We start from the raw sequence: 19,278 nt of genomic DNA on the forward strand, positions 1-19,278 counted from the left end.
GAGTCTCCCATGATCCGTTCGTGCCGACGGCCTACAGGCCGCTGACCCGCAGCGTGATGTTGAGGCGCCCGGTCAGCCCCAACTCGGGCGGCGCGGTGCCCGGATGCACCCGGGGCACCCCGTGGTGGGCGAGCCGCGACGGGCCGCCGAACACGAACAGGTCGCCGCTGCGCAGCTCGACGTCCGTGTAGGGCCTGGTCCGGGTCTCGGGGTTGCCGAAGCGGAAGACACAGGTGTCGCCGAGGCTCAAGGAGACCACGGGCGCGTCCGACTTCTCGTCGCTGTCGCGGTGCATGCCCATGCGGGCGTCGCCGTCGTAGAAGTTGATCAGTGCGATGTCGTATCCGCGGACGTCGGCGCCCAGGGCGTCCCGGACCGCCCGCCGGCCCAGCTCGCCCAGCCAGGGCGGGAAGGGCTTCACCGGTGACCCGTCGCCGTCGGCGACCGTGCGGGCGTAGGCGTACGGGTACCAGTGCCAGCCCAGGCAGACCTGCCGGGCGGTCATGGTGCCGCCGCCCGGGGTGCGCACCGTGCGCAGTCCGGCGGGCGGACGCGCCCACTCCCGGCAGGCCTCCAGGAGCTCGCGCTGCCGTGCCGGGACCAGCCAGTCGGGCACATGCACCGCACCGGGCGCGACCTGCGCGCGGGGCCGGGGGAACAGCTCGGCTTCCATGCCCTCCATCCTGCCCGAGCCGGTCTGAGCTGCGACTCCGATAGCCTTGACGCACGATGGACGACCGTATGACGACCCCCTGGGGCGAGCTCGCGCTCACCCGTTTCCCCGAGGACCCGCGTGACCGGCTGCGCGCCTGGGACGCCTCCGACGAGTATCTGCTGAGGCATCTGGCGGACGAGCGGGTGGCCCTGTCCGGCACGGTCGTGGTGGTCGGGGACCGCTGGGGCGCCCTGGTCACCGCGCTGGCCGCGCACCGGCCGGTGCAGATCACCGACTCCTTCCTCAGCCAGGAGGCGACCCGGGCCAACCTCGGGCGCGCCGACGTCGAGCCCGGCACCGTCCGGCTGCTCACCACGCAGGACCCGCCGCCCGGCCGCATCGACGTCCTGCTGGTGCGGGTGCCGAAGAGCCTGGCCCTGCTGGAGGACCAGTTGCTGCGGCTGGCGCCCGCGGTGCACGAGAGCACGGTCGTGGTCGGCACCGGAATGGTGAAGGAGATCCACACCTCGACGCTCCGGTTGTTCGAACGGATCCTCGGGCCGACCCGCACCTCGCTGGCCGAGAAGAAGGCCCGGCTCATCCACTGCACCCCGGAGCCGACGCTCGAACGGCCCGCCAACCCCTGGCCGTACGGCTACACGCTTCCCGAGGGCATCGGTGCCGCCTCCGGCCGGACCGTCCTCAACCACGCGGGCGTCTTCTGCGCGGACCGCCTCGACATCGGCACCCGGTTCTTCCTCCAGCACCTCCCGGACGGCCGCGGCTCCCGGCGGGTCGTGGACCTGGGCTGCGGCAACGGAGTCGTCGGCACGGCCGTGGCCCTCGCCGACCCCGAGGCCGAGGTGCTGTTCGTGGACGAGTCCTTCCAGGCCGTCGCCTCGGCCGAGGGGACGTACAAGGCCAACGGGGTGCCGGGGCACGCGGAGTTCCGGGTCGGGGACGGTCTGGCGGGGGTCCCGGCGGGCAGCGTCGACCTCGTCCTCAACAACCCGCCGTTCCACTCCCACCAGGCCACGACGGACACGACGGCCTGGCGGATGTTCACCGATGCGCGCAGGGCGCTGCGGCCCGGCGGTGAGCTGTGGGTGGTCGGGAACCGCCACCTCGGGTACCACGTGAAGCTGCGGAAGCTGTTCGGCAACAGCCAACTGGTCGCCAGCGACCCGAAGTTCGTGGTGCTGAAAGCGGTGAAGAGATCGAGTGACTGATTCCTCGGCGCGCGACTTCTACGACTCGCTGGCTCCGGACTACCACCGGATCTTCGCGGACTGGGACGCGAGCATGGCCCATCAGGCGGCGGCTCTGGGAGCCCTCCTGGGGCCGGGCCCGCACCGGGTCCTCGACTGCGCGTGCGGGATCGGGACCCAGGCGATCGGCCTGGCCCTGGCGGGGCACCGGGTCGTGGGCAGCGACCTCAGTCCCGTGGCCGCCGCTCGCGCCGCGGTGGAGGCATCGGCCCGCGGCGCCCTGCTGCCGACGGCCGCCGCGGACATGCGGCGGCTGCCGTTCGCGCCGGGTGTCTTCGACGTGGTGGTCTGCGCCGACAACTCGGTGGCGCATCTGCTGACGGCCCCGGATGTCGGGGCCGCGCTCGCGGGCATGCGGCGGGTGCTGCGGGACGACGGCCTGCTGCTGCTCACGCTCCGGGACTACGACGAGATCCGCCGGACCAGACCCGGCGCATCGCCCCCGCAGGTCTCCGGGACCTCCGACGACCGGGTGGTCACCTTCCAGCTGTGGCACTGGCACGAGGACGGTGAGCGCTACGACGTGGAGCACTTCCAGCTCGTGCCAGGCGACGGGGACGGTTGGGCCGTCCGCGTGCGCCGTACGACCTCCTGGGCGCTGACCCGTTCGCAGTTGACGGAGTTCGTGACCGCGGCCGGTTTCACCGGCGTGCGGTGGCACGATCCGGCCGCCGGCGGCTTCTACCAGCCCGTTCTCACGGCCCGAGCAGCCTGATGATCCGCCGGGCGGCCTCGACCATCGCGTCCCGCCCCGCGCTCAGGTACTTGCGGGAGTCCACCGCCTCGGGGTGAGCCGCCAGGAACTCCCGGATCGCGCCCGTCATGGCGACGTTGAGCGCGGTGCCGACGTTGACCTTGGCGATGCCGCCCGCGACCGCCGCGGTGAGTTCGTCGTCGCGGACTCCGGAGGAGCCGTGCAGGACGAGGGGCACCTCCAGCACGGCGGAGAGGTGCTTGAGGAGGTCGTGGTCGAGGGTGGCGGTGCGTTCGGTCATCGCGTGGGCGCTGCCGATGGCCACGGCGAGGGCGTCCACGCCGGAGTCGGTGACGAAGGCGCGGGCCTCGACGGGGTCGGTGCGGGCGCCGGGGGCGTGGGCGTCCAGCGGGGGCCGGCCCTGCTTGCCGCCCACCTCACCCAACTCCGCCTCGATCCACAGTCCTTGGGAGTGCGCCCAGTCTGCGGCGGCCCGGGTCGCGGCGAGGTTCTCGGCGTAGGGCAGGTGGGCCGCGTCGTACATCACGGAGCCGAAGCCGGCGTCGGCCGCCTGGCGGAGCAGGTCGTCGCTCTGGACGTGGTCGAGGTGCAACGCGACGGGTACGGCGGCGTGTTCGGCCGCGGTGACGGCGGCGCGGGAGAGCGGGTGGAGGCGGCCGTGGCGGAACTTGACGGCGTTCTCGCTGACTTGGAGTACGACGGGCGAGTCGAGGGACTCGGCGGCGGCGATGACGGCCTCGACGTGTTCCAGGGTGATGATGTTGAAGGCGGCGACCGCGGAGCGGGTGGTGGCGGCGCGGGTGACGAGCTCGCCGGTGGTGACCAGGGGCACGACGTCTCCTAGGGGCGGTCGAGGATCACCGAACGGGTGAGGTGGCGGGGCTGGTCCGGGTCGAGGCCGCGGGCGGCGGCGACGGCGACCGCGAGGCGCTGCACGCGGACCAGTTCGGCCAGGGGGTCCAGGGCGCCCGGCACCCACAGTCCGCCGGTCTCCCGCACCTGTTCGGCCAGCCCTTCGGGGGCTTCGCCGAGCATCCAGGTGGCGGTGCCGTGGGTGGTGATGCTGATCGGACCGTGCCGGTACTCCATCGCGGGGTAGGCCTCGGTCCAGGCGAGGGACGCCTCGCGCATCTTCAGCCCGGCCTCGTTGGCCAGCCCCACGGTCCATCCCCGGCCGAGGAAGGTGAACTGCGTGCACGCGACGAGGCCGTCGGGCAGGGGCGTCGAGAGCGCGGTGCGGGCGTCGGCGACGACGGCGTCGGTGTGCAGGCCCAGGTGGGCGCGGAGCAGGGTGAGGGCGGTGGTCGCGAACCTCGTCTGGACGACGGAGCGTTCGTCGGCGAAGTCGAGGACGACGACCTCGTCGGCGGCGGTCATGACGGGGGTGGCGGGGTCCGCGGTGAGGGCCGTGGTGCGGGTGCCGCCCTTCAACCGGCCCAGCAGGTCCAGGACTTCGGTCGTCGTGCCGGAGCGGGTGAGGGCGACGACCCGGTCGTAGGAGCGGCCGCGGGGGAACTCCGAGGCGGCGAAGGCGTCCGTCTCTCCCTGGCCCGCGCCTTCGCGCAGCGCCGCCACCGCCTGTGCCATGAAGTACGAGGTGCCGCAGCCGACGATCGCGACCCGTTCCCCGGCCGCGGGGAGCGCGTCGGAGTGGTGCGCGGCCGCCGCGGCCGCACGGGTCCAGCACTCGGGCTGACTGGTCAGCTCGTCCTCGACATGGGTCATGGGCACACCTCCGTCGTTTTGATTTTTCCTGCAAGATACAGCGCACTTTCAAGCACAATCAAGCATTCGCGCACAGGTGCGGTGCGCTAGGGTCACCGGGAGGCGGAGGAGCGGAGGGTGCGGATGTCCCGGGACGCCCGTTGGAAGGCGCTGCTGGAGCTGCTGGTCGATCGGGGCCGGCTGGACGTCGAGGAAGCGGCCGTCGAGCTGGAGGTCTCGGCCGCGACGATCCGCCGCGACCTCGACCAGCTGGCCGAACAGCAGATGCTGGTGCGCACCCGGGGCGGCGCCGTCGTGCACGGGGTGTCGTACGAGCTGCCGCTGCGGTACAAGACGGCCCGCCACGCCTCCGAGAAGCAGCGCATCGCCAAGGCGGTCGGGGAGCTGATCGCGCCCGGCGAGGCCGTGGGCCTGACCGGTGGCACGACCACCACCGAGGTGGCGCGGGCGCTCGCCGTGCGCGGGGACCTCTCCAGCGGCTCGCCCGCGCTGACGATCGTCACCAACGCGCTCAACATCGCCAATGAGCTGGCCGTACGCCCTCAGTTCAAGATCGTGCTGACGGGCGGGGTCGCGCGTCCCCAGTCGTACGAGCTGGTCGGGCCGCTCGCGGACGGGGTGCTCGGTCAGATCACTCTCGACGTGGCGGTGCTCGGTGTCGTCGCCTTCGACGCCACGCACGGTGCCGCCGCCCACGACGAGGCGGAGGCGGCGATCAACCGACTGCTGTGCGAGCGGGCCGAGCGGGTGGTCGTGGCCGCCGATTCCAGCAAGCTCGGGCAGCGGGCGTTCGCCCGGATCTGCGGTGCCGAGAGGGTCGGCACGCTGGTCACGGACTCGGCGGCGGCGCCGGAGACGGTCCGGCGGTTCGAGGAGGCGGGGGTACGCGTCCTCACCGTCTGAGGGCCCGCACCGCACGAGGGGAGGGCCGCGCCGGTGGGCCGAACCGGAGGCGGCAGCACGGGGGGCCGAGCCGGGGGCCGCACGAGAGGCCGAACGGGACGGCCGTTCCCCTGACACCCGTGGCCGATCCTGCTTAGGCTGATCGGCAGGAGGCTGCGATGAGCGGAGCACCTGGGAACGGCACGGCATACCTGCCGATCGCCGAGCACGGCCTGATCGGCGACCTGCGCAGTGTGGCACTGGTCGGGACCGACGGCACGATCGACTGGTACTGCTGCCCGTCCTTCGACGCGCCGAGCGTTTTCGCGTCGATCCTGGACGCGGAGCGCGGCGGCCGCTTCGAACTGGCGGCGGCGGTGCCAGCCAGGACCAAGCAGTTCTACTTCCCCGACACCAACGTCCTGATCACCCGGTTCTACACCGAGGACGGCGTGGGCGAGGTCCAGGACTTCATGCCGGTCGACGGCGACACGGTGGAGATCGAGCGGCACCGGCTGATCCGTCGGGTGCTGTGCGTGCGCGGCTCGATCCCGTTCCGCACGCGGGTCGCCCCGCGCTTCGACTACGGGGCCCAGCCGCACACCCTGCGCATGGTCGGGGACGTCGCGGTGTTCGAGTCCCCGAAGCTGTCCCTCGGGCTGACCGCGACGGTGACACTGGAGACCGAAGGCCCGGACGTACGGGCCGACTTCAAGCTCTCCGAGGGCGAGTCGGCGGTGTTCGCGCTGGACCAGGTCGGCGGCGAGGTAACCCCGCGCCGGTGCGCGCGCACCGAGGCGGAGGAGCAGTTCAACAGCACGGTCGCCTACTGGCGGCACTGGCTCTCGGCCTCCAAGTACCGGGGCCGCTGGCGGGAGATGGTGCACCGCTCCGCCCTCACCCTGAAGCTGCTCACCTACGCGCCCACCGGCGCCATCGTGGCCGCCCCGACCACGAGCCTGCCCGAACAGCTCGGCGGCGAGCGCAACTGGGACTACCGGTACGTGTGGGTGCGCGACGCGGCCTTCTGTGTGTATGCGCTGCTGCGGCTCGGCTTCACCAGCGAGGCCGAGCAGTTCATGGACTTCCTGATCCGACATGTCAGCCCGGAGGGACACGGCCCCTCGGGCCCGCTCCAGATCATGTACGGCATCGACGGGCGCACCGATCTGACGGAGCGTGAACTCCTCCATCTGGAAGGGCATCGGAGCTCCGCGCCGGTCCGGGTCGGCAACGCGGCCGCCGACCAGCTCCAACTCGACATCTACGGCGCCCTGATCGACTCGATCTACCTCTACGACAAGTGGGCCAAACCGATCTCCAGCGGTCAGTGGGACGACGTGTGCACGCTGGTGGAGTGGGTGTGCGCGCACTGGGACCAGCCCGACGAGGGCATCTGGGAGACCCGCGGCGGCCGCAAGAACTTCCTGTACTCGCGGTTGATGTGCTGGGTGGCGATCGAGCGGGCGATCCGGATGGCGAACCGGCGCGGGCTGCCCGCCGACCTCAACCGCTGGCGGGAGTGCCGCGACACCATCTACCGCCGGATCATGCGGCGCGGCTGGTCGGAGAGCCGGCAGGCGTTCGTGCAGCACGAGGACGGCGACGTGCTGGACGCGGCCGTGCTGATGATGCCGCTGACGAAGTTCATCGCGCCGACGGACCCCAAGTGGCTCTCCACGCTGGACGCGTTGACCGAGGAACTGGTGTCGGACTCCCTGGTCTACCGTTACGACCCGATGGCGAGCCCGGACGGACTGCGCGGCGACGAGGGCACCTTCTCGATCTGCTCGTTCTGGTACGTCGAGGCCATGGTGCACGCCGGGCGGATCGAGGAGGCACGTCTGGCCTTCGAGAAGATGCTCACCTACGCCAACCATCTGGGCCTGTACGCCGAGGAGATCAGCAACACCGGCGAGCAACAGGGCAACTTCCCGCAGGCGTTCACCCATCTCGCCCTGATCAGCGCGGCGTTCAACCTGGACCGGGCCCTGGGCTGAGGAGCGGGCCCGGTCCTCCTGGGGCCGGGAATGCGCCGGTCCACCCGACGGCCGGGAACGCGGAATAGCCGCAGGCAGATCTCCTGTTGTCGCCGTCATGACGACGAACGCGCCGCGACCCGAGGTCCTGCGATACACCGCCTTCTCCAGCACCCCCGAGGGCGGCAACCCCGCCGGTGTCGTACTGGACGCCAGTGTCCTGGACGACGGCGACATGCTGGCCATCGCCGCCGAGCTCGGATACTCGGAGTCCGCCTTCCTGACCGCGCCGCCCGAGGGCCTCGACGGGCCGGAGGGACGGGCGTTCACCATCCGGTACTTCAGCCCCAAGGCAGAGGTGCCGTTCTGCGGGCACGCCACCGTCGCGACCGCGGTGGCGCTGGCCGAGCGGATCGGCCCGGGGGAGCTGGTGTTCGCCACCCCTGCCGGGACGGTGCCGGTGACGGTCACCGAGGAGGGCGGGACGGTCAGGGCCACGCTGACCAGCGTCGCTCCCCATGTCGAGGAGATCTCCGACGCCGACCTCGCGGAGGCGCTCGCCGCGCTCGACTGGCCGGCCACGGATCTCGACCCGGCGTTCCCGCCCCGGATCGCCTTCGCCGGTGCCCGCCATCTCGTCCTGGCGGCGGCGACTCGCGCGCGCCTCGCGGACCTGGCGTACGACTTCGCGCGCCTCGAAGCGCTGATGCACCGGCTGGACCTGACCACCGTCCAGCTGGTGTGGCGGGAGTCGGACACCGTATTCCATGTCCGTGACCCCTTCCCCGTCGGCGGTGTCGTCGAGGACCCGGCGACCGGTGCCGCGGCCGCCGCATTCGGTGCCTACGCGCGCGAGCTCGGCCTGGTCCCCGAGGACGCCGTCCTCACCCTGCACCAGGGCGAGGACCTGGGCCGTCCCGGCGAGCTCACGGTGACCCTGCGGCCGGGCGACCCCCGGGTCCGGGTCGGCGGCGCGGGGACGCGCATCGGCTGAGGCGGCGAGGACGGCTTGACGGCGCCGCGCCGGTCGAGCGATCCGGGCACCACCGGCGTGCGACGCGCGACCGGCGCCCGACCCGGGGACGGGGGCCCTGTGCCCCGGCAGCCCGGTCCGGTGCGGCGGACGTCCCAGGGACGCCGGGCAAGACTCCCGACTCAGTGGCCGTGCTCGCCCGCGGTCTCGTGGGGAGCCTCCGGGGAGGATTCCCCGGGGGCCTGCTCGGCGGTCGCCGCTCCACCCGCCCGGACCGTGAACGCGGCGGTGTGCACCTTGCCCTCGTGCTTGAAGTCGAGGAAGAGCCGGTAGCTGCCGCCGCTGGGCGCCGTGGCCGTGAAGGAGATGTCCGGGCCGGGCTCGGTCGAGCCGTCGCCGGGTTCGCCGCCCGGGTGGACGTGGAGGTAGGCGAGGTCACCGGAGCGCAGGGCGACCAGGTGGCCGTAGGCGCCGAGGTAGGGCTCCAGGTCGGTGACCGGCCTGCCGCCCCGGGACACCGTCAGTTTCAGCTCGCGGGCGGCCCCGGGGCGCAGCGCTCCGCCGAGCTTCACCTCGTAGCCGTCGGTGGTGACGAGGGTGTTCGGCGCCGGGAGGTTCTGCGGAGCGTAGGTGCCCGACACGGCCAGATCCGCGCCGAGGGTGAGGTTCTCGGCGCCCTTCTTCTCCGGGGTGAAGTCGGCGAAGACCCGGTAGCCGCCCGCTCGGGGCAGGGACACGGGGATGCTCCAGGTGCCGTCGGCGGCCCGGGTGGGGTGCAGATGACGGTAGGTGTTCAGATCGCGCGAGGCGACGATGAGGTGGAGTTCCTTGTCGTGCTCGCGGCGGAACGCGGTGACCGCGCGGCCGTCGTCGCCGCGGATGGCGAAGCGGAGGTCGGCGGTGCGTCCGGCCGTGAGTCGAGGGGTGCGCAGGTCCAGGGTGTAGCCGCCCTCGGAGATCTGGAGCCCGCCGGCCGGTGGTGATCCATGGGCCGGGGTGGTGGTCTCGTCCGTGTGCGCGTCATGGCGTGCGGGCGCCTTCTCGTCGACGACGGGGCCGATGCCCTGGCCCACGCCGTAGGCGGTGCCGAACGTCGCGGCGAGGGCGGCGGCGAATGCGGTGATCTTCAGACCCGTGTGCATGGTCGGCACCTCCGATAGGGGTTCTCAATGCACCTCACCATACCCCTGGGGGGTATGAAGTCAACCCGTTGAGCAACTTGCCTCGGATACCCACCCGGGGTATACATGAGACGCAAGCCACCATACCCCCACCCGGTACCCATGAGGAGCGGCGATGACCACCACCGCGGCAGCCGAGACCGAACTCGCCATCGGCGGCATGACCTGCGCCTCGTGCGCGGCGCGCATCGAGAAGAAGCTCAACCGCATGGACGGGGTCACCGCCACCGTCAACTACGCCACCGAGAAGGCCAAGGTCACGTTTGACGCCGGGGTGTCGGTCCAGGATCTGATAGCGACCGTCGAGAGGACCGGCTACACGGCCCGGGAGCCGGCACCACCGGAGCCCGCCGCCTCCGGCAGCGAGGAACCCGACGAACTGCGTTCCCTGCGCGAGCGGTTGGTGACCGCCGTGGTGCTGTCGGTCCCCGTCGTCGCGATGGCGATGATCCCGGCGCTGCAGTTCGAGTACTGGCAGTGGCTGTCCCTGACGCTGGCGGCGCCCGTGGTGACGTACGCCGGATGGCCCTTCCACAAGGCGGCCTTCACCAACGCCCGGCACGGCGCGGCCACCATGGACACGCTGATCTCGGTCGGTACGGCGGCCGCCTTCGGCTGGTCGCTGTGGGCCCTGTTCCTCGGGACCGCGGGCACGCCGGGCATGAAGCACCCCTTCGAGCTGACGATCGCCCGCGGGGACGGCACCGGGAACCTGTACCTGGAGGCCGCGGCCGGGGTCACCGCGTTCATCCTGGCAGGGCGGTACTTCGAGGCCCGCTCCAAGCGCAGGGCCGGCGCGGCCCTCAAGGCGCTGCTGGAGCTGGGCGCGAAGGACGTCACCGTGCTGCACGCGGACGGCCGTGAACAGACCGTGCCGGTGGCGGAGTTGACGGTGGGCGACCGCTTCCTCGTCCGTCCCGGGGAGAAGATCGCCACCGACGGGACCGTGATCGAGGGCTCCTCCGCCGTGGACGCCTCGATGCTCACCGGTGAGTCCGTGCCGGTGGAGGTCACCCCCGGCGACACGGTCACCGGCGCCACCCTCAACGCGGGCGGACGGCTCGTCGTCGAGGCGACCCGGGTGGGTTCCGACACCCAGCTCGCGCGGATGGCCAAGCTGGTCGAGGACGCCCAGAACGGCAAGGCGGCCGCGCAGCGGCTCGCGGACCGGATCTCCGCGGTGTTCGTGCCGGTGGTGATCGCGCTCGCCCTCGGCACCCTCGGCTTCTGGCTCGGCAACGGCGCCGGCTCGGCCGCCGCGTTCACCGCCGCCGTGGCCGTGCTGATCATCGCCTGCCCGTGCGCACTGGGCCTCGCCACGCCGACCGCGCTGCTGGTCGGGACGGGGCGCGGCGCACAGCTCGGCATCCTCATCAAGGGGCCCGAGGTCCTGGAGTCCACACGGCGCGTCGACACCGTCGTCCTGGACAAGACCGGCACCGTCACCACCGGCCGGATGACCCTGCTGGCCGTGCACACCGCCTACGGCACCGACGAGGCCGAGGTCCTGCGACTGGCGGGGGCTCTGGAGCACGCGTCGGAGCACCCGGTGGCCCGCGCGGTCGCCGACGGAGCGCTGCAGAAGCTGGGTTCACTGCCCGCCCCGGAGGACTTCGCGAACGTGCCGGGGCTCGGAGTGCAGGGAGTCGTCGACGGTCACGCGGTCCTCGTCGGACGTGAGCGGTTGCTCCAGGAGTGGGCGATCGAGCTGCCCGAGGAGCTTCGGCTCATGAAGACCACGGCGGAGTCGGCGGGCCGTACGGTGATCGCGGTCGCCTGGGACGGCGAGGCACGGGCCGTCCTGGAGGTCGCCGACGCGGTCAAGGACACCAGCCGTGAGGCGATCGCCCGCCTGCGCGCGCTCGGCCTCACCCCGATCCTGCTGACCGGTGACAACCGGGCCGTGGCCGAGTCCGTGGCCCGCGAGGTCGGCATCGACCCCGAGCAGGTGATCGCCGAGGTGCTGCCCGAGGACAAGGTCGACGTCGTCAAGCGGCTCCAGGCGCAGGGCCGTTCGGTCGCGATGGTCGGCGACGGTGTCAACGACGCGGCCGCACTCGCCCAGGCCGATCTGGGACTGGCGATGGGCACCGGCACCGACGCGGCGATCGAGGCGGGCGACCTGACCCTCGTCCGGGGCGACCTGCGGGCCGCGGCGGACGCCATCCGCCTGGCCCGCCGCACCCTGGGGACGATCCGGTCCAACCTCTTCTGGGCCTTCGCCTACAACGTGGCCGCACTGCCGCTCGCGGCGGCCGGACTGCTCAACCCGATGCTGGCGGGCGCGGCCATGGCGTTCTCGTCGGTGTTCGTGGTCGGCAACTCGCTGCGGCTGCGGTCCTTCACGGCGACCCGCTGACACCTCCGGCATCGCCCCGCGTCCCGGGCACGCTCCTGAACATGCCGCCGAGTCGGACCTGCACCGCGGTCAGCGCCAGCGCCAGCGGCCCGGGGACCAGGAAGGCCAGCGGCACCAGCATCCAGGCGCACAGTGCCGCCGTGGCCACGGCGAGCAGTACCAGGGCGCTCCCGCCGACGTCCGCCACGGCGTCCCGGGCAGCCCTCCGCAGGGCGCCCGGCCAGTCGGTGAGCGACTCGGGGCGGGCGCAGGCCCGCAGGCCCACCACGAGGGCGGCCGCGCCGATGCCGGCGGCCACCACCGCGAACAGCGGTGCCCCCGGCAGCCCGGCCCGGGCCAGCGCCAGGTCCGCCAGGAACAGCAGCGCACCGGCCAGGGCGGCGGCGCCCGCCACCAGGTCACCGGCCCTGAGCCGGCGCCGCAGGACCGCGAAGTACCGTCCCGCGGTGGCGGGTTGCCCCTCCCCCGCACCCCGCAGCACCGCGCACGCGGTCGACAGCGCGGCCGGGAAGGTCACCACGGGCAGGCCGGCCACAGTCGTCGCCAGGCCGACGCCGAGCATGTCGGCGAACAGGGTCATGCGGGGGCCGAAGACCTCACCGGGCTCACGTGCGCGCATGTCGCTCATCCCTTGAGTCCCGAACTGGCCATGCCCTCCACCAGGAACCGCTGGAAGGCCAGGAAGAACAGCACGATCGGCAGCAGCGCGATCACCGACATCGCGAACATCGGGCCGAACGCCGACTGGCTGGAGGCGTCCACGAACGAGCGCAGGGCGAGCATGAGCGTGAACTTGTCCGGGTCGAAGAGGTAGATGAGCTGGGTGAAGAAGTCGTTCCACGTCCAGATGAAGGTGAAGATCGCCGTGGTGATCAGCGCGGGCCGGGTCAGGGGCAGCACGATCCGGAAAAAGCTGCGGAAGGGCCCGCAGCCGTCGATACGGGCCGCCTCCTCCAGCTCGCGCGGCAGACCGCGCATGAACTGCACGATGAGAAAGACGAAGAACGCCTCCGTGGCGAGGAACTTGGGCAGGATCAGCGGCCAGTAGGTGTTCACCAGGCCGAGCTGGTTGAAGATGATGTACTGCGGGATCAGGATCGCGTGGTGCGGCAGCATGATCGTGGCGATCATGAACGCGAACATCGGGCCGCGGAAGCGGAAGCGGAGCCGGGCGAAGGCGTAGGCGGCGAGCGAGCAGCTGATGACGTTGCCGAGGACCGCGCCGCCCGCGATCAGCAGGGAGTTGGACAGCAGCCGCCAGACCGAGACCTCGTTGACGCCCTCGAAGGCGGTCTCGTAGTTGGACCACTCCAGGTGGCCGGGCAGGAGGTCGAGGCTCGCGATGACCTCGTCTGCGGGCTTGAGCGAGGTGGCAAGGAGCCAGGCCAGCGGGTAGAGCATCACCATCAGGGCGGCCAGGCAGCCGAGGTGCAGGGCCACTCGTCCCCAACGAACGGGTTTGCGGGCAAGGGCAGTTGTGGTCATCGGTCCCCCTCGGACGCGTAGAAGACCCAGGAACGCGAGGTGCGGAACAGCACCGCCGTGACGACACCGATGACCAGGAGCAGCACCCACGCCATGGCGGAGGCGTAGCCCATGTGGGAGGCGACGAAGCCGCGGTCGTAGAGGTACATGGTGTAGACGAGGGTGGAGTCGGCGGGGCCGCCCTTGCCTGCGCTCACCGCGAAGGCGGGGGTGAAGACCTGGAAGGCCTGGATGGTCTGCAGGACCAGGTTGAAGAAGAGCACCGGGGACAGCATGGGCACGGTCACGGACAGGAACTGCCGCCACCGGCCCGCCCCGTCCACCGCGGCCGCCTCGTACAGCTCGGCCGGGATCTGCTGGAGCCCGGCGAGGAAGATGACCATCGGCGCCCCGAACTGCCACACCGTCAGCAGCGCGACGGCCAGCAGCGCCCAGCCGGGCTTGTTGACCCAGCCGCCGGTGCCGAACAGGTTGTCCACGGTGCCGCCGTCGTTGAAGACGGCCCGCCAGACGAGGGCGATCGACATGGAGGCGCCGAGCAGCGAGGGGGCGTAGAACGCGGAACGGTAGAAGGCCTTGCCGCGCTTCATGGACTTCAGGGCGAGGGCCACGACCAGGGCGAGCGCCAGCTGCAGGGGCACGGCTATGACGACGTACGTCACCGTCGTGACGACCGAGCGCCAGTACCGCGGGTCCTCGGTGAACATCTGCGTGTAGTTGCGCAGTCCCACCCAGTGGGGCGGGTCGAAGAGGTTGTAGTCGGTGAAGGACAGGTACAGCGAGACGGCCATCGGCAGCAGGGTGAGGACGCTCGCTCCGAGGACCCACGGGGAGAGGAACACCCAGGCGGCGCCCTCGCGTTCACGCCGGGGACGGCGCTTCGGGGTGGCGGCGCCGGCCCCCTTCGTCGCCGTCGGGATCGCGGTGGTGGTCATGACCTCAGCTCCACCTTCGCCTCGGTGACGTAGTTCTCGGCGGCCTCGCGGGGCGACATGCGCTCGTAGGAGACCTGGTCGTAGTCGCGCTGGAAGGTGCTCTGGAGGGCGTTGTCACCGGAGGGCGGGGCCTGCGGCGGATCCTTCAACCTGCCTTCGAGGGAGGCCTGGTAGTCGGCGACCGTCCTGTCGAAGTCCTTGAGGAGCGGTGCGGTCTCCTTGCGGATGGTCTCGTTGACGGGGATGCCGCGGGTGGCGCCCAGGATCCTCGCCGCGTCGTCGTCGTTGAGGAGGAAGTCGACGAGCCGGGCGGCCTCCTCTGCGTGGCCCGTGTGGGCGGAGACGCCGAGGAACATCGAAGGCTTGAAGTACTGGCCGGGAGTGCCGTCAGGGCCGGACGGCATGGGCGCCAGGGCGATCCCGGTCGGGACGATGGCGAGGTAACCGCTCGACGGGGCGTCCCAGTTGGTGTCGGAGACGGCCTTGCCGCGGCCCAGCGGGGTGTTCTCCACGGAGCCGTCGAGCTGGGTGGTCTGCTCGGCCGGGGAGACGACGCCCTCGCGCCTCAACTCGTCGGTGAACGTCCACCACTTGGTGAGGTCGGCGGCGGTGAAGCCCAGGCCGCCGCTCTTGGTGTAGAGGGCCTTGCCCCGGCCGCGCAGCCAGACCTCGAAGGCGTCCTCGCTCTGCCCGGGGTCGGTGGCACCGGGCTTGCCGGTCCTCTTCTTCAACTCCCGCACGGAGTCGGCCCATCGGGACCAGGTCCAGCCCGCGCGAGGGAGCGGCACCCCGGAGCCCCGCCAGGCCTTGACGTCGTAGACGACGGTCTCGGTACCCCGGCCCTGCGGGATCGCGTACTGGCCGCCGTCCACGCGGCCGGTGGCGAGCAGCCCGGGGTCGATCTCGGAGGTGCGCAGGACGGCCTTCTGCTTCGCCAGGTCGAGCAGGACGCCACCGGAGGCGTACTGGTCGATCTGGCGGTAGTCGAGCTGCATCACGTCGGGTGCGTCGCCGCCCGAGGCCTGGACGGCGAGCTTCTGCTTGTAGGCGTCGTATCCCGAGAACGACGTCTGCACGGATATGTTCGGGTGCTGTTTCTCGAACAGGGCGACGGCCTGCTCGGTGCGCTCCGCACGGTCGGGGTTGCCCCACCACGTGTAGCGGAGCACGACCTTGCCGCCGCCGACCGATTCCCCGGATCCCCCGCAACCGGCCGCCAGCGCGCAGAGCGCTAGTGCGACGGCCGAAGCGCAGAACCCCTTTGTCCTGTGTCCGGGCATGCCGAGGTCACCTCATCCCTTCCTCGGACTTTCTACGGCCCCCCTCGGAACTCCCCCCGGGACGAACCGTGTTACTCGCCGCGGTACGGCAGTGTCGTCCCCGGAAGGTTGTACTCGTCGCGTCTGCCGCACATCCCGAAGCCGCCGAGGCGGGTCGGGGCGGCCTCGTGCGCCGTCGCCTCCTTGAGATACGCCGGCTCTCCGGTGGCGAGGGCGTCGAGCTGGGTGCCGGTGCGCTCGGCGGTGGCCAGTGCTCCGGCCCGCCACAGTTCGCGCCAGTGCGGCACCTTGTCCCGCACCAGGCGGGCGGCGGCGCGCTGGAACTCCAGGTACGGAACGTTGTCGCCGTCGGTCAGGGCTTCGCGCAGCGCGAGGTAGCCCTCGACGGCGAGGTCCCTGCGGCGTCGGGCGGCGGTGGCCGTCTCCGGTCCCGTGCCGGACGGGAGCCGGGCCGCCGCCGCGTACCGCTCGGGGTCGGCGAGCACCTCCGGCGGGAAGGTGAAGACGGCGTCCCCGGCCTCGGGCAGGCCGCTGTTCTGCATCAGCACCGTGATGCGCAGGTCACCGCCCTGGACCATGCGGTGCACGGTGCCCGGCGTGAACCAGGCGATCGAGCCGGGCTCCAGGGGGATCTCGCGGTAGCCGTCGGGGCTCAGGGTCTGGACGGCACCCCGGCCGCCGGTGACGACGTAGGCCTCGGTGCACACCAGGTGCAGATGCGGGCTGCCGCCGCAGACGCCGTCGGCGGCCTCCCAGTCGTAGGCGCTCAGGTGCGAGAGGCCGACGGCGCCGGGCAGCGGGTGCGGCAGCAGCGGCTGGACCGGGTCCGGCTCGACCTGCCCGGGTCCGCCGCTCACCACGGCAGCCCCTTCAGGTGCTCACCCACCCGTTCGGAATCCCAGGCGCCGTCGGCGACCACCAGCCGGTAGCGGTACTCGAAGGACTCCCCCGGCGGCAGCTCGAACTCCTCGAAGAACGCCCAGGAGAACGCGACCGTCGGGAAGGGCTCGGAGCGCACGAACCAGTGCGACTCGTGGATCGCGGACCGCGCGTCGAGGTTCTCGGGGGCGTGCGCGAAGACGAGTGTGGAGTGGGCGTCCACGTCGTCGTGCTCGGTGGTGAAGGCGAGCCAGGGGCTCTGGCTGCCCATCAGTTTGTCCGCGTCGCCGTCGGTGTCCGGGGCGAAGACCGCGCCGCCGGTGAAGTCACGGGGGCCGCGCCACTGGAGTCCGGTGTAGCCGGCCATCTCACGGCCCGCGGTGGTGGGGGAACCGAAGGCGAGGGGCTCGTCGCGGGTGTTGGTGAGGCGGATCGACCAGTCCAGGGCCCAGGAGCCGGCTTCCTCGTCGACCGAGTGGACGGTGATGCCGCGGACCTCGCGCGCCCATTCGGTGCCGCCGTTCTCCACCCAGGTGAGCTCCTCGGTGAAGGTGAGGCGGTCGTCCTCGACCGTCAGCTGCGGGAAGCCGTCGTGCCGCATCGAGCCGACGCGCTCGGGCAGGGGCAGATACCCCTGCCCGTGGACGTAGCAGTTGCCGCCCCAGAAGTTCTGCCCCGACAGATGACTCGCCGTCATCTGCAGGCCCTTGTGCCAGCGGTGGTCGTTGGGCCGGTAGCCGGTCACCGTGCGGCCGCCGAGGGTGCGCACCGGGTGGGCGTAGGGCTTCTTGGCCTCGAAGGCGTCGGGGTCGGGGCGGTAGACGTAGCGGAGGATCTCCGTGCCGTTCGCCGCCTCGACGGCGATGTGCTCGCCGTGGACGTGGCTGACGCGGATGCTCATGCGCGCTCCTTGGGGGCCCAGTGGGGGTGGTCGCCGTGCATGGCCGGGTAGAACGGGTCGCCGGGGGCGATGTCGCCCGCGTGCACGGGCCGGCCCGTGAACGCCGACTTGTAGAGCGCGGCGGCGAACTCGAGGGTGGCACGCGCGTCCGCACCGCTGCCGGGCGGCCTGACACCGTTGTCGTACGCGTCGAGGAGCGCGCCGAGCTGGGCCGCGTGGGAGCTGGGCACGTCGGTGGCGGGGCTGCGCCAGGCGTCGGCGCGGTCGGCGGCCACGTGGGGGGCGGGGGTGTAGGTCCAGTCGACGTTGCGATGGCCGTAGAGGTGGGTGAGTTCGACGGTCGCGTCGGCGCAGTCGATGCGGATGCGGCTCACCTCGTCGGGTGAGAGCACGCTGTTGACGACGGTGGCGAGGGCGCCGTTCTCGAACCGGACGAGGGCCGTGGAGACGTCCTCGCTCTCGGTGTCGTGGACCAGCCGGGCCGCCATGGCGCGGATCTCCGCCCAGGGGCCGAGCAGGTGCAGGAGGAGGTCGTACTGGTGGATGCCGTGGCCCATGGTCGGCCCGCCGCCCTCACTGGCCCAGGTCCCGCGCCAGGGTACGGCGTAGTAGGCGGCGTCCCGGTACCAGGTGGTCTGGCAGTGCGCGACCCGGGGAGCGCCGAGCTCGCCGCTCGTGAGGAGTTCGCGCGCGTGGACGGCGCCGGAGCCGTAGCGGTGCTGGAAGACGACGCTTGCGTAGGCACCGGAGGCCTCCTCGGCCGCCGCGATGTCGTCGTACTCGGCGAGGGACAGCGTCAGCGGCTTCTCGCACAGCACCCAGGCACCGGCCTTGAGGGCGGCCACCGTCTGCTCCCGGTGCAGCGACGGCGGGGTGCCGATGAGCACCAGATCGGGGCGTACGGCGTCCAGCATCGCGTCGACCGAGGTGTACCCGGCGACCTCACCGCCCGCGAGTTCCCGGAAGGCGTCGAGTCTGCCCTGGTCCACGTCGACGGCGGCCACCAGTTCCGTGCGCTCGGCGTGGGCCCTGAGCGCGGACAGATGGCTGCCGCTGACGATGGCGCCGGTGCCGACCACGGCTACGCGGCGGCGGGCTGGACGGGGCATACGGTCCTCCTCGGGCGTCCGGCAGGGGGACGCTGACGTGCGGGGAAAGCGCTTGCTCCCCGGGGAAGACCCTAGATCCCCGGGGATTGTCCTAACAAGACCCCGGGCGGTGATATCGGTGACCACGCCACGCACACCGTTCGTCCACCTGGCCGACTCGGGCGATTCCGGCGCCCTCGCCCCGCACCCGCCGTCCGCGCGCGAGGCCGGCGGGCGCCCCCGCTCAGAGCACGGCGAGCAGGTCGTCGAGCGGGGCGGGCACACGGTCGGGGTCGAGGGCCTCGACGAGGACGCGGCCGTAGTGGATCTTGCGCCCCTTCTTCGTGCCGAGGAAGCGGCGCAGCTGCTGCTCGGCGGTGCGATCCCGCTGGGCGGGCTGGGACAGGAAGGTCTGCAGGGGCCGCAGGTCTCCCTCCTCGCGCACGAGCTCCCGCACCCGTGTCACACCGAGCGCGCGGATGAGCTCGTCCTCCAGGTCCGCAGCGCAGACGAAGTAGCCGTCCGGTGCCGCGCCGGCCCGCTCCCAGCCGCGGGCGTAGAAGGGGCGTTCCCGCTCGTCGCAGAGTCCCGTCAGGCGCAGGCCGAGGCCCGAGGGGCCGAGAAGTCCGGCGAAGCGGCCCACGCTCATCGCCCCGCCCATCGCGAGGACGCAGAGCCCCTCGGCGGCCAGGTCCCGGCCCCGGCTCGCGGCCAGCGCCTCCACCGCCGCCACGTCGCTCGGCCCTTCGAGCAGGACGACGGTCCGGACGGACAGCTCTGCGGCCAGTGCGCGTGCGGGCTCGCCCGGGCCACCGGCCGCCCACGCCGTGACCGCGTCCCGGAACTCCCCCATGTCAGCCATGGCACGAGTCTGTGCCCTCACCGGCCCCGGCACCAGGCAATTTCCGCCCGCCGTACGCATCGGACCGTGTCCTGGTGCGTCACCCGGATCTCGGGCCGGCCGCGCGGAACC

General features: G+C 72.1%; 18 protein-coding genes. 6 read left to right on the forward strand and 12 right to left on the reverse strand.

The features are described 5' to 3' along the window. Window positions 1-31: 31 nt before the first annotated feature. Window positions 32-673, reverse strand: a complete 642-nt coding sequence (locus IOD14_RS26715; protein ID WP_212671742.1) for an alpha-ketoglutarate-dependent dioxygenase AlkB — start codon at window positions 671-673, stop codon at window positions 32-34. 68 nt (window positions 674-741) lie between these two features. On the opposite strand from IOD14_RS26715, the gene IOD14_RS26720 reads away from it, so the two are divergent. Both IOD14_RS26720 and IOD14_RS26725 read left to right on the forward strand, forming a co-directional pair. After that, window positions 742-1,884 carry a methyltransferase gene (locus tag IOD14_RS26720; protein ID WP_212671743.1) on the forward strand — a complete coding sequence of 381 codons (1,143 nt, stop codon included), beginning with the start codon at window positions 742-744 and terminating at the stop codon, window positions 1,882-1,884. Beyond that, a complete protein-coding gene (locus IOD14_RS26725; protein WP_212671744.1) occupies window positions 1,877-2,638 on the forward strand; it encodes a class I SAM-dependent methyltransferase in 762 nt (253 codons plus the stop codon). The genes IOD14_RS26720 and IOD14_RS26725 overlap by 8 nt, the downstream gene beginning before the upstream one ends. On the opposite strand, the gene IOD14_RS26730 is transcribed toward IOD14_RS26725, so the two are convergent. Beyond that, entirely contained in the window at window positions 2,619-3,470 is an 852-nt protein-coding gene (locus IOD14_RS26730) for a class II fructose-bisphosphate aldolase (RefSeq protein ID WP_123987358.1), read from the reverse strand. The genes IOD14_RS26725 and IOD14_RS26730 overlap by 20 nt on opposite strands. An 8-nt stretch (window positions 3,471-3,478) precedes the next feature. Then, window positions 3,479-4,363: a sugar isomerase gene (locus IOD14_RS26735; RefSeq protein ID WP_212671745.1), complete on the reverse strand. Its 885-nt coding sequence runs from the start codon at window positions 4,361-4,363 to the stop codon at window positions 3,479-3,481. A 123-nt stretch (window positions 4,364-4,486) separates the two neighbouring features. Between IOD14_RS26735 and IOD14_RS26740 the strand changes: the two genes are divergently transcribed. The 3 genes from IOD14_RS26740 (at window position 4,487) to IOD14_RS26750 (ending at window position 8,218) form a co-directional block, all read left to right on the forward strand. Further along, on the forward strand, window positions 4,487-5,266 hold the full coding sequence (locus IOD14_RS26740; RefSeq protein ID WP_123987360.1) for a DeoR/GlpR family DNA-binding transcription regulator: 780 nt from the start codon (window positions 4,487-4,489) through the stop codon (window positions 5,264-5,266). A 158-nt stretch (window positions 5,267-5,424) separates the two neighbouring features. Continuing rightward, entirely contained in the window at window positions 5,425-7,245 is a 1,821-nt protein-coding gene (locus IOD14_RS26745) for a glycoside hydrolase family 15 protein (RefSeq protein ID WP_123987361.1), read from the forward strand. Between the two features lie 97 nt (window positions 7,246-7,342). Then, window positions 7,343-8,218, forward strand: a complete 876-nt coding sequence (locus tag IOD14_RS26750) for a PhzF family phenazine biosynthesis isomerase (protein WP_212671746.1) — start codon at window positions 7,343-7,345, stop codon at window positions 8,216-8,218. A 161-nt stretch (window positions 8,219-8,379) separates the two neighbouring features. Here IOD14_RS26750 and IOD14_RS26755 read toward each other — a convergent pair whose 3' ends face one another. Beyond that, window positions 8,380-9,339, reverse strand: a complete 960-nt coding sequence (locus IOD14_RS26755) for a hypothetical protein (protein ID WP_123987363.1) — start codon at window positions 9,337-9,339, stop codon at window positions 8,380-8,382. Between the two features lie 154 nt (window positions 9,340-9,493). Here IOD14_RS26755 and IOD14_RS26760 point away from each other — a divergent pair, with 154 nt between their 5' ends. Continuing rightward, the gene (locus IOD14_RS26760) at window positions 9,494-11,737 is read left to right on the forward strand and encodes a heavy metal translocating P-type ATPase (RefSeq protein WP_212671747.1); all 2,244 of its coding nucleotides are present in this window, start codon (window positions 9,494-9,496) and stop codon (window positions 11,735-11,737) included. On the opposite strand, the gene IOD14_RS26765 is transcribed toward IOD14_RS26760, so the two are convergent. The 8 genes from IOD14_RS26765 to IOD14_RS26800 all read right to left on the reverse strand — a co-directional run bounded on the left by IOD14_RS26765 (window position 11,721) and on the right by IOD14_RS26800 (window position 19,167). Then, complete coding sequence (locus IOD14_RS26765) at window positions 11,721-12,365, reverse strand: hypothetical protein (RefSeq protein WP_212671748.1); 645 nt, start codon at window positions 12,363-12,365, stop codon at window positions 11,721-11,723. The two genes, IOD14_RS26760 and IOD14_RS26765, sit on opposite strands and share 17 nt — an antisense overlap. Continuing rightward, entirely contained in the window at window positions 12,362-13,222 is an 861-nt protein-coding gene (locus IOD14_RS26770; RefSeq protein WP_212671749.1) for a carbohydrate ABC transporter permease, read from the reverse strand. The genes IOD14_RS26765 and IOD14_RS26770 overlap by 4 nt, the downstream gene beginning before the upstream one ends. Beyond that, entirely contained in the window at window positions 13,219-14,157 is a 939-nt protein-coding gene (locus IOD14_RS26775; RefSeq protein WP_212671750.1) for a sugar ABC transporter permease, read from the reverse strand. Before IOD14_RS26775 ends, IOD14_RS26770 begins: the two co-directional genes overlap by 4 nt. Then, on the reverse strand, window positions 14,154-15,437 hold the full coding sequence (locus IOD14_RS26780) for an ABC transporter substrate-binding protein (protein ID WP_212671751.1): 1,284 nt from the start codon (window positions 15,435-15,437) through the stop codon (window positions 14,154-14,156). The genes IOD14_RS26775 and IOD14_RS26780 overlap by 4 nt, the downstream gene beginning before the upstream one ends. A 71-nt stretch (window positions 15,438-15,508) precedes the next feature. After that, window positions 15,509-16,294 carry a cupin gene (locus IOD14_RS26785; RefSeq protein WP_249126072.1) on the reverse strand — a complete coding sequence of 262 codons (786 nt, stop codon included), beginning with the start codon at window positions 16,292-16,294 and terminating at the stop codon, window positions 15,509-15,511. After that, complete coding sequence (locus IOD14_RS26790) at window positions 16,291-17,217, reverse strand: PmoA family protein (RefSeq protein ID WP_123987369.1); 927 nt, start codon at window positions 17,215-17,217, stop codon at window positions 16,291-16,293. Before IOD14_RS26790 ends, IOD14_RS26785 begins: the two co-directional genes overlap by 4 nt. Then, on the reverse strand, window positions 17,214-18,326 hold the full coding sequence (locus IOD14_RS26795; RefSeq protein ID WP_123987370.1) for a Gfo/Idh/MocA family oxidoreductase: 1,113 nt from the start codon (window positions 18,324-18,326) through the stop codon (window positions 17,214-17,216). The genes IOD14_RS26790 and IOD14_RS26795 overlap by 4 nt, the downstream gene beginning before the upstream one ends. A 223-nt stretch (window positions 18,327-18,549) precedes the next feature. Further along, window positions 18,550-19,167 (reverse strand): TOPRIM nucleotidyl transferase/hydrolase domain-containing protein, encoded by a 618-nt coding sequence (locus IOD14_RS26800; RefSeq protein ID WP_212671752.1) that lies wholly within the window; start codon window positions 19,165-19,167, stop codon window positions 18,550-18,552. Between the last annotated feature and the right edge of the window lie 111 nt (window positions 19,168-19,278).

This window comes from Streptomyces sp. A2-16, from assembly GCF_018128905.1.
In the GTDB taxonomy this organism is placed as follows: domain Bacteria; phylum Actinomycetota; class Actinomycetes; order Streptomycetales; family Streptomycetaceae; genus Streptomyces.